This window comes from Paenibacillus sp. FSL H7-0331 (genome assembly GCF_001956045.1).
Genome location: NZ_MRTH01000019.1, coordinates 36,080 through 51,026 on the forward strand (window position 1 = coordinate 36,080; position 14,947 = coordinate 51,026).

At 45.0% G+C, this 14,947-nt stretch carries 13 protein-coding genes; 12 read left to right on the forward strand and 1 reads right to left on the reverse strand.

What is annotated here, in order from left to right; translation table 11 throughout:
- The first annotated feature begins 137 nt into the window (after positions 1 to 137).
- Together BK127_RS44905 and BK127_RS24925 are read left to right on the forward strand one after the other, a co-directional pair.
- Positions 138 to 272, forward strand: a complete 135-nt coding sequence (locus BK127_RS44905; RefSeq protein WP_256711436.1) for a hypothetical protein — start codon at positions 138 to 140, stop codon at positions 270 to 272.
- Between the two features lie 277 nt (positions 273 to 549).
- Positions 550 to 1,764 (forward strand): MFS transporter, encoded by a 1,215-nt coding sequence (locus BK127_RS24925; RefSeq protein WP_076234240.1) that lies wholly within the window; start codon positions 550 to 552, stop codon positions 1,762 to 1,764.
- Here BK127_RS24925 and BK127_RS24930 read toward each other — a convergent pair.
- Positions 1,742 to 2,209 (reverse strand): Lrp/AsnC family transcriptional regulator, encoded by a 468-nt coding sequence (locus BK127_RS24930; protein ID WP_076234241.1) that lies wholly within the window; start codon positions 2,207 to 2,209, stop codon positions 1,742 to 1,744. The genes BK127_RS24925 and BK127_RS24930 overlap by 23 nt on opposite strands.
- 379 nt (positions 2,210 to 2,588) lie before the next feature.
- On the opposite strand from BK127_RS24930, the gene BK127_RS24935 reads away from it, so the two are divergent.
- The 10 genes from BK127_RS24935 (at position 2,589) to BK127_RS24980 (ending at position 14,838) form a co-directional block, all read left to right on the forward strand.
- Complete coding sequence (locus BK127_RS24935; protein WP_076234242.1) at positions 2,589 to 3,143, forward strand: PadR family transcriptional regulator; 555 nt, start codon at positions 2,589 to 2,591, stop codon at positions 3,141 to 3,143.
- Between the two features lie 35 nt (positions 3,144 to 3,178).
- The gene (locus BK127_RS24940; protein ID WP_076234336.1) at positions 3,179 to 4,330 is read left to right on the forward strand and encodes an MFS transporter; all 1,152 of its coding nucleotides are present in this window, start codon (positions 3,179 to 3,181) and stop codon (positions 4,328 to 4,330) included.
- Between the two features lie 317 nt (positions 4,331 to 4,647).
- Positions 4,648 to 5,664 carry a LacI family DNA-binding transcriptional regulator gene (locus BK127_RS24945; RefSeq protein ID WP_076234243.1) on the forward strand — a complete coding sequence of 339 codons (1,017 nt, stop codon included), beginning with the start codon at positions 4,648 to 4,650 and terminating at the stop codon, positions 5,662 to 5,664.
- 129 nt (positions 5,665 to 5,793) lie between these two features.
- A complete protein-coding gene (locus BK127_RS24950; protein ID WP_076234244.1) occupies positions 5,794 to 7,107 on the forward strand; it encodes an ABC transporter substrate-binding protein in 1,314 nt (437 codons plus the stop codon).
- A 98-nt stretch (positions 7,108 to 7,205) separates the two neighbouring features.
- Complete coding sequence (locus BK127_RS24955) at positions 7,206 to 8,507, forward strand: carbohydrate ABC transporter permease (RefSeq protein ID WP_076234245.1); 1,302 nt, start codon at positions 7,206 to 7,208, stop codon at positions 8,505 to 8,507.
- 12 nt (positions 8,508 to 8,519) lie between these two features.
- Entirely contained in the window at positions 8,520 to 9,347 is an 828-nt protein-coding gene (locus BK127_RS24960) for a carbohydrate ABC transporter permease (protein WP_076234246.1), read from the forward strand.
- 31 nt (positions 9,348 to 9,378) lie between these two features.
- Positions 9,379 to 10,716, forward strand: coding sequence for a sulfatase family protein (locus BK127_RS24965; protein ID WP_076234247.1), 1,338 nt, complete (start codon positions 9,379 to 9,381; stop codon positions 10,714 to 10,716).
- Positions 10,717 to 11,009: 293 nt separating this feature from the next.
- A complete protein-coding gene (locus tag BK127_RS24970; protein ID WP_076234248.1) occupies positions 11,010 to 11,780 on the forward strand; it encodes an electron transfer flavoprotein subunit beta/FixA family protein in 771 nt (256 codons plus the stop codon).
- Between the two features lie 35 nt (positions 11,781 to 11,815).
- Entirely contained in the window at positions 11,816 to 12,787 is a 972-nt protein-coding gene (locus BK127_RS24975; RefSeq protein ID WP_076234249.1) for an electron transfer flavoprotein subunit alpha/FixB family protein, read from the forward strand.
- A gap of 47 nt (positions 12,788 to 12,834) precedes the next feature.
- Positions 12,835 to 14,838, forward strand: coding sequence for a (Fe-S)-binding protein (locus BK127_RS24980; RefSeq protein ID WP_076234250.1), 2,004 nt, complete (start codon positions 12,835 to 12,837; stop codon positions 14,836 to 14,838).
- Positions 14,839 to 14,947 lie beyond the last annotated feature (109 nt).

Sequence of the window (14,947 nt, forward strand, 5' to 3'; positions counted from 1 at the left end):
ACAGCCAATGCTGGTATGTTATACCTCAAAAACTTGCCGACAAAATTAAATATCCAACCCTCATCCCAGAAGGATGTACCAAAGTTATTGAGACTCTCCGGGATATCGTCCATTAACTAATCCGGGAATCTGACTGGGTGATTGATATTGGCCCGGAAGGAGGTGCAGCGGGTGGCCGGCTTGTAGCCGAAGGTACACCGGAGCAGGTTGCCGAGGTGTCAGCTTCTTACACAGGTATGTTCTTGAAACGGGTTTTGGTCCAAGGACTCTAATCACAGAAGTTCATATGAGAAATGGAAACACATATCTAAGCTCAGGCGGAGACGACGCTTGAGCTTTTTTTGATGAAAGCCCTTTAATAAGAAAACATTAAAATTAAAGGTCAATGTATAATATTGAGTTTAATATTGTGTATCTTGAATCGAATTTACCTTAATGTCTGTATGTAAAATGGCGGTTTTATTTTGTAAACTTATAACTACTCGGCGAATACTCGCTTGGGAGATGGATTCACTAATCCACAAAATCTAAATAGGAGATGTTTCCAAATTGAAAAAGCACAATATTTCTGCCGCGCGAAGTGCCACCGCCAGCACTACGTCTTCTGACCGTCTCCCATGGGCAGGTTTACTTGCCTTGGCTATGGCCGCATTTATTTGTCTCTTCACCGAGACCATTCCAGCTGGCTTGCTGCCCCAAATCAGTGAAGGGCTGGGAATCTCGGAGGCCCTCGCTGGTCAACTAGTTACGTTGTATGCTCTGGGCTCCCTCTTGGCCGCGATTCCTTTGACAACCGCAACAAGAGGTTGGCGGAGACGGCCGCTGCTGCTGCTGCTCATGGTTGGTTTTCTTGTGTTCAATAGCGTCACCGCTATGTCTTCCAATTATACACTTACGCTGGCTGCCCGTTTCCTTGCTGGGGTATCAGGTGGTGTCTTATGGGGAATGGCAGCAGGTTATGCCCGTCGAATGGTGCCGGATGCGCTCAAGGGGCGAGCCTTGGCAGTGGCAATGGTCGGTTCGCCACTCGCCCTGGCGCTCGGTGTTCCTGCCGGAACATTCCTCGGCACAATGGTCGGCTGGCGTACAGTGTTCGGGATCATGTCGCTGCTGACTGTACTGCTGGTTGCCTGGATATCCTGGAAGATGCCGGACTTTGAAGGGCAGTCAACGGAACAGAAATTACCGCTCCACAAAGTTTTCGTTATGAAGGGGATTCGCCCCGTATTGGCTGTTGTTCTGGTATGGGTGCTGGCTCATAATATTCTTTACACTTATATTGCGCCTTACCTTGCTCAGGTCGGGCTTGCCCGTCGCGTTGACTTGATACTGCTTATTTTCGGCATGACATCGATTGTTGGGCTCTGGATTACCGGTATGTGGATTGATCGAATGCAGCGTCGATTGGTACTGATCAGCCTTGCTGCTTTCGCCTTGGCCGCTATGCTGCTTGGCATTGGCAGCAGTCAGCCTATTGTGATCTATTTGGCGGTTGCCGTGTGGGGCCTGACGTTCGGCGGAGCGGGTACCCTGCTGCAAACGGCAGTGGCCGAAGCCGCTGGCGAGAGTGTAGACGTAGCCCAATCGATGCTGGTAACGGCATGGAATCTGGCCATCGGCGGGGGCGGCTTAATCGGCGCTATTTTACTCGAAGCTATAGATGTCCGTTCCTTCCCGTGGGTCTTGTTTATTCTGCTGCTCTTTGCTCTGCTGGTAGCGTGGAGCGCCAGAGAACATGGGTTCACTTCAAAGAAGCATGGTTGAGCTCATTTGATTCTTCAACAGCTGGAATGAAAGGTTTATGGTCGACAGGTGAAGACATGACAATCAAAATCGTGTACGTGCCATATTTATTGCAGTCATTGCCAAACTGTTCAAGAGAGCGAATGGAGTCGGTCATCACTTTTAATAAATAATTGTGTTCCCCACTTATCCGGTGACACTCTGCGACATGGGGAGACGTGCGGACAAATTCGAGAAATGAATCACACTCTCTAGTCTGAAACAGGAAATAAGCAGCTGCTTGTTTCCCCGTTTTCTCGGGAGAAATGATGGTGCGGTATTCCTCAATAATTCCTTTTTCCTCCATGCGTCGCACTCTTTCTGTTACCGCAGGTTGGGATAGATTAACATATTTACCCAGTTCTGTCATCGAAATTCTTGCTTGATTTTGAAGATGGAAAAGGATTTGTTTATCAACTTGATCCACTTGGATGTCCTCCTTTAATTTTAAGGTCAATTTAACAAAATATATCGTATTCCTTTGTATCATTGCCATAGTAAACTGGTTATAGGGTATTAAATGAACGGTTTGGTTAATATATTAAACTATATTCGGTAAATTAATCAATACTTTGTAAAATAACCAACTCCCTCGATCAAAATAGCGATAGCCAGTGTGAACCTTGTGGCTAAGTACGACATCCTTTGCGGCGGCTCGAAAATCGCGTTTATAATAATTTGCTTTTCATATTCATACCATAACGGCAGAGATGCCGTTTTTTTAATAAAAAAACAGTAGATAAATATATCGATACGACATATAATATATATCGATACGACATATATAGGAACGTGGTGATTCGGGCTTGTACGAATTGTTTGTCTTAGGAGAATTGATGACGGGTGAGAAGCATGGTTATATGCTGCAGGATGTTCTTAAAAATGCGGTCGGGCTTGGTCGGAAGATCAGTTCGGGGACTTTGTATCCACTGCTCTCTCGCATGACGGAAAGCGGATGGATCAATTTGCGGGTCGAAGAGGAAACGAAGGGAGGACGAACGAGAAAAATATATGAGATTACCGAAGCAGGGCGTGATCGTTTTCAGCTGTTGATAGCGGAGCCGCTTGATTTCATCCTGGATGCGGAAACGCAAAATACATTCCGGTTCAAGATGGTGTACTTTCAATATGTGGACAAAGAAGTGCGCCTGGCTTGTCTGAAACAGTATCTGCTTATTCTCGAGAGGAGCGTAATACATGTATTACAATTCGAGTCGCGTCTGTTAATGCAAAAGCCGGAACCTGAGAAGCAGCGCGTCCAGCTGCTGCGGGTATTCGATCATCGCAAGCGTCTGGGCGAGGTTGAAATCGAGTGGATAAAGGAAGAAATCGAACGAGTCCGAACACAGCAAGACGAATGATCGGACATGAAGGCATTTGTCAAAAGGAGGATCGTATGGAACGAATATGGACGAAATCTTTTATCCAGATGACGTTGGGGATGCTGATCTTATTTACGGGTTTTTATTTGCTTTTGCCTACAATGCCGCTTTTTATTAAAGAAATGGGTGGCAATGAATCGCAGGTCGGACTTGCGGTAGGGGTATTTACTTTAACGGCGGTTGTCTTTCGTCCGATTGTCGGGGGATTGCTGGATCGTTACGGCAGAAGACCGTTCATGATCTGGGGACTGCTATTCTTTATCCTTTCGATGTATCTTTACGATTGGGTAGGCACAATGGCGATTTTACTTGCTCTACGCGTGCTTCATGGTGCCAGTTGGGCTTTATCGACGACGGCAGTCAGCACTGCAATCACGGACATTATCCCGGCTTCGCGCCGTGGGGAGGGCATGGGTTGGTTCGGCATGGCGATGACGGTCGCTATGGCGATAGGTCCGATGCTGGGAATATGGGTGCTGGAGAACAGCTCGTTTCATGGCTTGTTTTTACTCGCAACAGGCCTATCTGCTGCAGCATTATTACTCGTTTTTTCAACCCGCATTCCTTTTAGCCCCCAAACGACCGATAGGAAGATCGTATTATTCGAGAGATCCGTACTGCCCGTTACGGCAGTGCTCTTCTTCGTAGCTGTCGCATACGGCGGGATCACGACTTTTTTACCGTTATTCGGGGATTCGATTCAGGTAAACTCTGGAACATTCTTTTTGGTATATGCTGTATCGCTAACGCTGGCAAGGCCGGTTGCAGGCAGACTTTCCGATCGATTCGGCGAAGCCTATGTGATATTGCCGGCCCTGATTGTTACAGCATTGTCGTTGGTGGTACTGAGCTTCTCAAACGGACTGATCGGTGTTATTGTCGCTGCCGTTCTTTACGGGATCGGTTTCGGTTCCGCGCAGCCAGCTCTTCAAGCGGCTAATCTAACGCTAGCTCCTCCAGATAAAAGGGGTGTCGCCAGTGCTTCTTTTATGACCGCGTTTGATCTCGGCATTGGACTCGGTTCGATCATTCTCGGTTGGGTTGCCCAATATACCGGGTACAAGGTTGTGTTCATCGTTTGTGCGGTATCAGTATTCGTATCCGCAGGGGTTTTCATGCTATTTGTTAATCGACGTTTGTCTGAGAAACGAACTCATACGGGTTAAAGGAGAGAGCTTGCAAGGCATGCAAGGACCTGCAGCAAAACCCAGTCTTAACACTTTATTTTCGTGTTTTGGCTGGGCTTTTGTTTATTAGAAAATCAGAATCCAATCCGGCGCAAGCAGCGGAAACAGAAGTGAAAAGGAAAATTTTCATTTACCTATTGAAAATCTCACAATACCGAGTATAATACTTGGTATAAGAAAAAAAGCTTACTCAGGTGATCGATCTATTTTATTTAAACTTTGTAGTGGTTGAATCAAAAGACCTTTGATATAATGGATATGAAAAGCTTTTCATTACAAATATAAGGTGAAATTAAATGAAATCAACCATTAAAGATGTAGCCCGAATGGCCAATGTCTCAATCAGTACCGTTTCAAGAGTTTTGAATAATCCGAATATTGTTGTTAAAGATAAGCGCGATAAGGTATTACAGGCGGTCCAGGAGCTGAATTATTCGCCTAATGCTTTGGCCATAGGCCTGATTCACAAACGAACGAAAACGTTGGGCGTCCTGATACCAGATATATCCAACTTGTTTTATGCGGAAGTGATCAAGGGTATGGAAGATGCAGCTCATGAAAGCGGCAATAACCTGATCATATGCAATACGGATAATAATGAAGAGCGAAGGCTGTCCAGTCTGAAAGTGTTAAGCGAAAAGCAGATCGACGGCATCGTGTTCACCAGTGAACCTGTATTTCCGGATAGCTATGAAGTATTCAAACGCTTAAATATCCCTATCGTTCTTGCTGCTACCCACAGTCTGGAGTATGATATTCCATCAGTCAAGGTCGATGACGAGCAAGCAGCCTATGATGCGACTGATTATTTGATCAAGAAGGGTCATACAAAGATTGGAATGATCAGTGGTTCAATGCTTGATCCGATATCCGGTTTGCCAAGAATTCAAGGTTTTCTGCGTGCTCATAGAGCACATAACATCGAACTTGTACCGGAGAATCGCATTGAATATGGCAAATACCTTTTTGAAGACAGCTACAAGGCAATGAAAGCATTACATACGAAGTTCCCAGAGATGACGGCTGTATTTGCAACTAGTGATGAAAGAGCACTTGCGGCGATTTCCTATCTGCATGAACACAAGGTGAAGATACCGGATGAAGTTTCAGTAATCGGCTTTGACAACACGCGGATGGCAGGAATGTGTTACCCAAAGCTGACAACAGTCGCTCAGCCTCTGTATGAGATGGGGTCGCAGGCAATTAAAATGTTGGACAGTTTAATAAATGGCGTTGCGTTGGATGAAATGAGGTCCTATATGAACCACTGGATCGTGGAACGGGATTCGGTTAAACAATTAAATCATGTGTAGCAATTGAGGATGGAGGCTGGAAAGGGGTTCTGATGAAGAGCCTTGCATTTTCTGAAAAGCTTTTCAGAAAAGCTTTCATTCTTTTTTATAAAAAATGAAAACAAAACTAATTTGGAGGTCTGAAAACAAATGATGAACAAATTATTGAACACAGCATTAATTTTATCCATTTCTGCGGGGCTTGCTGCCTGCGGCGGAGAAGCTCCTTCCAAACAAGCTGCTCCTCAAGACAGCAGCCCAACCAAAGAAACCAAACCATCGGCAGAAAAGGTGAAAATTGTATTCGGACAAGGTGCAGATCAAACTGAGGGAACGAAAAAGCTAGTTGCCGCGTTCCAGGCAAAGTTTCCTAATATTGAAGTGGAATTGCGCGACTTCCCGAATGACTCTTCGCAAACACATGATCAGCTCGTAACGATTTTGGGTGGCAAATCGGCGGAGGTGGATGTTATCAATCTGGACGTGGTATGGCCAGCGGAGTTCGCACAAGCCGGATTTATCCTTCCACTTGACCGGTTGATTAAAGATGATAATGTGAATCTTAGCAAATACCTTAAAGCAGGAGTCGAATCCGGATATTTCAACGGTCAGCAATGGGCGCTTCCACGTTATAATAACTCAGGGCTGTTGTACTACCGGAAAGATTTGGTGAAAGACGTACCAAAAACCTGGGATGATCTGATCAAGCAGGCAGAGCAGTTGAAGGGCCAAGGTGGTACTCAGTACGGTTTTGTTACGCAAGCGAAGCAGTATGAGGGATTATCGGTCAGTTTTACAGAGCTGGTTAGTGCTTACGGTGGCAAAATTATCGATGATAAAGGCAATGTAACCGTGAACAGCCCAGAATCGCTTAAGGGATTAAAGCAGCTGGTGAAAATCGCCAAGTCTCCTGCAGTACCGTCGAATCTGAACACCTTTACGGAAAAAGAAACCTTGACTGCATTCATGGAAGGAAGTGCTGTGTTCGCCCGCCATTGGCCGGCTTTATACGCACAAGCAAATGATCCGAAAGTATCCAAGGTAGCTGGCAATGTTGGCATCGCTCCACTTCCTTCAGGAGATGCGCGTTCAGCGGCTGCACTGGGAGGTTGGCTTGCAGCAATTAACAAATACTCCAAGCATCCGAAGGAGTCATGGGAGTTCCTCAAATTCATGGTCAGCGCTGAGGGGGAGAAGATAATCGCAATCAACAGCACACAAACGCCTACCTATCTTCCACTGTTTGACGATGCTGAAGTGCAGAAAGCAAGCCCATTGTTTGCGAATCGTGATTTTGTTAACGGTCTGAGCAGCGCGATTCCAAGGACAATTACACCGCAATATGCAAAAATCTCCGGCATTATCCAAGTGGAAGTGTCTAAAGCGATTGCAGGCGAGCAAACACCGGAACAGACTTTAACTAACCTGGAAACACAAATCAAGCAGGCAGTTGCTGCGAAGTAAGATAAAGAGGCGAAATAACAATAGAATGGAGGGTCATACAGCAGGATGACTCTTCATTTTTTCCTGTTACGATACGGCTAAAGGCAGGTGACCCCGAAATGTTCAAACGAATCGGTTTAACAAAAGAAAGCAGGACGGCCTATGTATTGATTTTGCCCGCAGTGCTTTTAATTTGTGCTATTGCCATTTGGCCGGTTATGCGTTCCTTCTGGATCAGCTTATATGATATTCGTCTAAACGATCCGACTAAGAGCGAGATTCATACCATGTATGCGTTGGATATGGAGAAATACGCAGAAACGTTACCTATATTATTAAAAACATTGGAGACCGAGGTGGGTGCAGGTGGCACAGCGGGTACCGAATTAGAGCCGTTAAGATTGAAAACGGAACAAATCCGCAAGGAATTGGAGACAGACCCGGCGATAAAAGACAGGTATGAGCAGATTGATCGGCTATTATATGATTTTAAACCGGTACCTGCGCAGCTGAAATACATGAAACTTGATAATGACAAGGCAGCAAGCGTGAAATCTGAGCTTAGTGTCATTCACAGCAGCTTGGTGCAGTTGAAAGAAAAAGGAATGATGAAACGGCCTGACGATGCGATCGGATTAACGAACGCACTCCAAGGAACCTTTATCGAACCGAACTTTGTCGGCTTGGGCCATTATAAAAAATTTCTGACGGATAGTCGTCTATGGCAATCTATCGGTAATACATCCTTGTTCACGGTTTATGCCGTTTCGATGGAAATGCTGTTTGGCCTGCTGATAGCACTCCTGATCAATCGTTCTTTCCGGGGACGCGGTCTTGTGCGAGCGGCGGTTCTGATCCCTTGGGCTACACCAACTGCCATTTCGGCTATGATCTGGCACTTTCTCTACGATGGTCAGAACGGTATTGTGGCAAAGCTGTTTGCTGAAGCGGGCTTTATACCGCAAATGAGTACACTGCTGTCTACCAAGTCTGGAGCTATGTTCTCTATTGTTCTGGCGGATATGTGGAAGACGTCCCCCTTTGTCGCTTTACTGCTGCTGGCGGGACTTCAAACCATATCCGGCTCCTTGTATGAGGCGGCCCAAGTTGATGGAGCGGATCGGTGGAAACAGTTCATTCATATTACGCTGCCCTCTTTAAAAACCACGATCCTCGTTGCGGTCATGTTCCGTACACTGGATGCCTTCCGTGTATTTGACCTGATTTATGTGCTTACAGGTGGCGGGCCGGCCAATTCGACAGAATCGATATCCATCTACGCTTACAAAACGATGTTTTCCGAGCTTAACTTTGGCGCAGGCTCAGCATTGTCTGTTATCGTGTTTCTATGTATCGCCATCATATGTATGATCTATGTAAAAATATTAGGCGCCGATGCAGTCAGCAAACGCGGGAGTTAGGAGGTATGCGCAATGGTTAAAAAAGCAGGCTTTCTTTTCTATTTAGGTGTCACGGTTTTTGTGGGGGCGGCCATGTTTCCTTTCATGTGGATTTTCCTGGCTTCCATTAAGCAAACTGCGTATCTGTATGGAACGTATGCTTTTGATATATTCGTCCCTGGTTATACATTGGATAACTATGTTCGCGTATTCGTTAATCATCCGTTTGGCCGTTATTTGCTCAACAGCTTTTCGATAGCAGGCCTGACCATGATTTACAGTCTGATCGTCGCGTCCTTTGCGGCATATGCGATTGCCCGGCTTCACTTTTGGGGAAAATCTGTCTTTTTGGGCGTACTGCTTGCTGTTTCGATGTTTCCGCAAATTGCCACGATTTCTCCGATTTTTTTGTTTATGCAGGCTACAGGTCTGCGAAATACTTATTTGGGACTTATAATCCCTTATACGACGTTCGCGCTGCCGTTATCCATTTGGTATATGACAACCTTTTTTCAAAAAATACCGTTCGAGCTTGAGGAAGCGGCCAAGGTCGATGGGGCCTCGATTATGCAAACCTTTTGGAAAATCCTGCTTCCTCTCGCAGCACCGGGACTGTTTACGACTGCGATTATTGTGTTTGTTGACGCCTGGCATGAATTTCTCTTCGCTTTAACGATCAATTCCAAACAAGACATGATGACAGTACCTGTAGGTATTGCGATGTTCCAGGGAGAATTTACTTTTCCATGGGGCGAGATTTCGGCAGCGGCCATAACGGTAACGATACCAATCGTCATTCTGGTGCTTATATTCCAAAGACATATTATTTCAGGCTTAACCTCCGGTGCAGTGAAAGAATAAAGCGCCGCAGCAGCCAAGAGGAGACAATACAATGAAAAAACCTAACATTATATTCATGATATCACACGATACAGGTAGATATTTGGGCTGCTATGGCCGAACAGTAGAAACCCCATCGATTGATGCTTTGGCGGAAAAAGGGGTACGCTTCGATCGATATTTTTGCCCTGCTCCCCAGTGCAGTCCGAGTCGTGGAAGTATATTGACCGGATTGTATCCGCATAACCATGGGATGATCGGTTTGGCCCATTTGGGATTTTCAATGCATCCGGGTGTAGCGACCTTGCCTAAGGAGCTCGGCAAACAAGGCTACGAAACAGCATTGATTGGCTTCAGCCATGAAACGATAGACGAACCGGACAGCCGGTTAACCTCGTCCACCTCCAAGCTTGGTTATGACAAGGTACTACCGGTTCCTGGAGACAGGGGACCTCAAGTCGCTGACAGGGTCTTGGACTATTTACATGAAAAAGCTGAAGCCAAGGATGGAAAACCTTTTTTCGCGTCAGTGGGCTTTTTTGAAACACATCGGGATTTTGATGAATATGAAGCGGTCGCTGACCCGGTGGATAAAGTAGTGCCGCCATCTTACCTGCCGGATACACCTCAGGTTCGGGAGGATTTTGCGCTGCTGCACGGCTCCGCCAAAGTGCTGGATCAAAGCATAGGTCGCATACTCCGTGGATTGGAAGAAAGCGGATTGAGCGATAACACGCTTGTAATTTATACGACTGATCACGGCATAGCCTTCCCGAGAGCAAAGGGGACGCTGATGGATGCGGGCTTGGAAACGGCTTTAATTATGTATTATCCCGGACAGATAGCTGGGGGACTTGTAATGAATCAGCTGCTTTGTAATATAGATTTAATGCCCACATTGCTTGAATTTGCGGGAGCGGAAATTCCTCAGGGGCTTGATGGAATCAGCTTTCTCGGTTTGTTTAAGCCGGACACCTATGCGAAGCCAAGAGACCATTTTTTTTCCGAATTGACCTGGCATGATCAATACCATCCGATGAGGGGCGTTAGAACGGAAAGCTATAAATATATCCGCAACTTTGAAGACGGGCCTTCTGTGTATCTTCCTCTAGACATTCACCGCAGCCTTTCGGGGCAAGTCGTAAGGGAGGAATACTACAAGCCTAATGTGCCGGAGGAGCTGTACAGCTTGCGGGATGATCCTCTTGAAACTAACAATCTTGTCCACGTTCCGGAATACCAACAGGTATTGAAAGAGCTTCGAGATCAGGTGGATGTTTGGATGAAGACTACGGATGATCCTCTCCTGAATGGAAGGGTGACGGGCCTTGCAGCACCGGAATGGCAGGAGCAATTGGATAATGGTTCCGCTTATGGAGCTAAAAGGTAGCGGCGAGATCCTACTACAGAAACTAAAGCCTCTGTAATTTCAGAGGTTTTTTAGTTTGATATTGTGAAAAGGGGATTGACACATAAAACATCACGAAATATAATGATGAGGAAACCGGTTTACTACATTTTATATTTCTATCACACAATTAAACATCGTCGCTCATTAGTAATCTAAACGAAATTTTCATTTCACTTAGGGTACGTTGATCTAGTTTATTTAATCTAGAAAAATAACAATTAGTAAACCGGTACACTAAATATTTTAATTTATGTCAGAAAGGATGAGTCTTATTGAATATTATCGTATTTATCAAACAAACCTTAGACACGGAAGAAAAAATCACGCTGGAAGACGGTAAAATTAACGAAAACGGGGTCAAATTTATTCTTAACCCTTATGATGAATATGCGGTTGAGGAGGCGCTTCAGTTAAAAGAATCCCATGGCGGAGAAGTAACAGTTGTGGCTATAGGGCCGGCTCGCACGGATAGCGCTCTGCGTCATGCATTGGCAATGGGGGCTGACTTCGCTGTATGTGTAGAGGATGAATCGTCTATACAGGATGATTACGTATTGTCCAAAATATTAGCTGCTGCAATTAAAAAAAGGGGGTCCTTTGATATCATTCTGGGTGGATACATGACCATTGATAATGGGTCGACACAAATGGGTCCCCGCGTAGCGCAAGAATTGGATATTGCTTTTATTACTGCGGTGACGAGCTTGAAAATTGACGGAAACAAGGTGCTGGCGCAAAGAGATGCGGAAGGGGATACGGAGAACGTAGAATCGTCATTGCCTATTCTGATTACTGCGCAGCAGGGATTAAACGAACCCCGTTATCCATCTTTACCAGGTATTATGAAGGCTAAGAAAAAGAGCATCGATCGATATTCCCTGGAGGATTTGGGTCTTTCCACGGAGGATACCAACTCGATGTTAGAATACGGTGATGTGTATTTGCCACCGAAGAAAGGTGAGGTTAAACTGCTGGAGGGTGACGCCGAGGAGCAAGTAGACCAGTTGATCGCACTATTTCCTAATCTATTAAAGTTGAATTAATTAACGTTATTAAACATAGGAAGGATTGAAAAGAGATGGCAAAAAACGTTCTGGTTGTAACCGAAATACGTGATGGGAAATTACGTAAAGTATCCCTGGAAGTGCTTAGTGCAGCAAAAAGGATGGCGGATGGCGGTCAAGTTACTGCAATTATTATCGATAACAACGATCATGAATTGTTCAGTCTATTGGCTCATTACGGAGCAGATCAAATATTCGCGGTTTCCTCCAATCAACATAATAGTAATCCCGCTGAGCTATATTGTGACGCACTTGCAACTATAAGTAGCCGAGTAAATCCGGATGCGATATTGCTCGGACATACCACTATCGGCAAAGATGCAGCGCCGCTATTTGCAGCCCATATAGGAACAGCCTTGATTTCTGATTGTATTGACATCGAGGTAAATGGAGACTCCATTGTATGTACGTGCCCGATATATTCAGGTAAAGCTTTTCACAAAGCAAGGATTAAAGAGGGGATTATTATGGCTACCATACGCCCCAACAACATCCGAATTGAGGAACCTGACACGAGTCGCATTGCAGAAATGATTAACTACGCTATCGAGCATAGGAACGTTCGAACCGAGCGGAAAAGTGTCATCCGCAAAGCAGCGGACAGCATTGACCTCAACGAAGCGAGAATTATTGTTTCGGGAGGGCGAGGGGTTAAGAGCGCAGATGGCTTTAAACCACTTTACGAATTAGCCGAAGTGGTTGGAGGTGCTGTCGGGGCTTCACGTGCAGCTTGTGATGCCGGATACTGCGATTACTCATTACAGATCGGTCAAACGGGGAAAGTGGTTACCCCCGATCTCTATTTGGCCTGCGGGATTTCCGGCGCGATCCAGCACGTAGCAGGGATGTCCAACTCGAAAGCTATTGTTGCTATTAATACTGACCCGGAAGCCCCGATTTTTAAAGTTGCTGATTATGGAATCGTTGGCGATTTATCTCAAGTCATTCCTATCATGAGGGAAAAGCTGCGAAAGTTGAGCCATTAAGCTTACATTTCAGAATCTTTTTTTAAGGGAAAGAAAGGAGTGGACGTATGGTATCCCTGTTCAACTTTGTTGTTGTCCTCCTTTTAACAGGTTGTGCGCTATATATATTCGCGAATTTGATCTACAGTCGTGTTTCATTTATTAAATTGGGGAAACCAGCGAATTTACAAAAAGATTATGCACAACGTATCCATGAAGTGCTCGTTAATGTTTTCGGACAAAAGAAATTATTAAAAGACAAGAAAAGCGGAATGATGCACGTTATTATGTTTTATGGCTTTATCATTTTACAGTTTGGAGCTCTGGAGCTGATTCTAAAAGGTTTTGTCAAAGGGTTCGAATATCCGCTGGGAGATACACACCCCTATTTCAGTTTCCTTCAGGAAATCACAACTTTTCTAGTACTTTTGGCTACGCTGTATGCTTTTTATCGGCGTTATATCGAAAAATTGGAGCGATTGAACCGTACATTCAAATCCGGAATAGTCATTATCTTTTTATCGGTTTTAATGTTCTCCATCTTGATGAGCCTGTCCTTTGAACAACTTTGGCTAGGACATTCGGGCGCATTTGCGGCTCCGATCTCATCAGCGATTGCTTCTTTGTTTCAAGGCATGAGCACTCATGCGGCGGCAGCATGGTTTTATGTATGTTGGTATGTTCATCTGATCACGCTGCTTGCGTTTGCAGTTTATGTGCCACAATCCAAACATGCACATGTGTTTTTTGCGCCAGTTAACATTTATTTGCGCGACACCAAGCCCGCAGGCCAATTGACAACCATTAGCTTTGAGGATGAAACGCAGGAGGTTTACGGGGTTGGGAAAATTGAAGATTTTCGACAAAATCAGCTTATTGATCTATATGCCTGTGTAGAGTGCGGTCGCTGTACGAATATGTGTCCGGCTTCGGGTACCGGTAAGACGTTATCTCCTATGGATCTTATTGTGAAAATGAGAGATCACCTTATGGACAAAGGAGCCGCGGTCACCTCCCGTAATCCATGGATTCCAGGTATGGCTCCCAGTCAAAGCAATGCTTCAGCAAATCTGATCGGAGATGTCATTACAGAGGAAGAGCTGTGGGCATGTACAACCTGTCGCAATTGTGAGGACCAGTGTCCGGTTGCGAACGAACATGTCGATAAGATTGTAGATATGCGCAGATATTTGGTGCTTACTGAAGGGAAAATGCCGTCAGAGGCTTCTCGGTACTTCCAAAACATTGAGCGACAAAGCAATCCTTGGGGCATTAACAGGAATGAGAGGATTCGTTGGCGAGAAGGAAGAGATGACATCGTGGTTCCTATAATCGATGAGGTTGTCGAATTCGAATATTTATTCTTTGTGGGGTCCATGGGCTCTTTTGACCTCAGAAGCCAAAAAATCGCACAATCGTTTGCCAAGATTCTTAATGTTGCCGGCATTAAGTTCGCTGTGTTGGGTAATGAGGAGGTTAATTCCGGGGACACGGCCAGACGTATGGGTAATGAGTTCTTGTTCCAGCAGCTATGTCAGGAAAACATTGAAGTATTCCGTTTCTATGATATCAAAAAGATAGTAACGATATGCCCGCATACGTATAACACATTTAAAAATGAGTATCCCGAATTTGGTTTGAAGGCAGAAATATTTCATCATACCGAAATTATTTGGAAGCTGTTACAGGAAGGACGCATCCAACCTACCAAGGAAGTCAAAGAAATCGTTGCTTATCATGATTCTTGTTATATTGGGCGTTATAACCATATCTATGATATTCCGCGCGAGATTTTAAGGAGGATTCCCGGGATTGAGATCGTTGAAATGGAACGCAACCGGCAGGACGCATTATGCTGCGGTGCTGGCGGTGGGATGATGTGGCTGGAAGAAAAGCAAGGGAAGCGTATCAACATCGAACGGACGGAACAGGCGATTCAGCTGAACCCGACGATCATTGGGTCAAATTGTCCGTATTGCCTGACGATGTTTAGTGATGGGATCAAAGCCAAAGAAGCTGATAAAACAGTTAAAGCATTGGATATTACGGAAATTGTCGAAAGATCCTTATAAGCATTGTTCAAAAGAATAATATTGACAGTAAAACAGTAAAATACTACACTATTATAGTGTACCGGTTTACTAATAAATTCCGTTCTGTCCTGTTACAAAAATGTGTGAT

Excerpts from the sequence above, each read along its gene's own strand:
- BK127_RS24960 (WP_076234246.1), top strand. The coding sequence starts at position 8,520 with ATGGTTAAAAAAGCAGGCTTTCTTTTCTATTTAGGTGTCACGGTTTTT.
- BK127_RS24980 (WP_076234250.1), top strand. The coding sequence starts at position 12,835 with ATGGTATCCCTGTTCAACTTTGTTGTTGTCCTCCTTTTAACAGGTTGT.
- BK127_RS24975 (WP_076234249.1), top strand. The coding sequence starts at position 11,816 with ATGGCAAAAAACGTTCTGGTTGTAACCGAAATACGTGATGGGAAATTA.
- BK127_RS24965 (WP_076234247.1), top strand. The coding sequence starts at position 9,379 with ATGAAAAAACCTAACATTATATTCATGATATCACACGATACAGGTAGA.
- BK127_RS24955 (WP_076234245.1), top strand. The coding sequence starts at position 7,206 with ATGTTCAAACGAATCGGTTTAACAAAAGAAAGCAGGACGGCCTATGTA.
- BK127_RS24950 (WP_076234244.1), top strand. The coding sequence starts at position 5,794 with ATGATGAACAAATTATTGAACACAGCATTAATTTTATCCATTTCTGCG.
- BK127_RS24945 (WP_076234243.1), top strand. The coding sequence starts at position 4,648 with ATGAAATCAACCATTAAAGATGTAGCCCGAATGGCCAATGTCTCAATC.
- BK127_RS24940 (WP_076234336.1), top strand. The coding sequence starts at position 3,179 with ATGGAACGAATATGGACGAAATCTTTTATCCAGATGACGTTGGGGATG.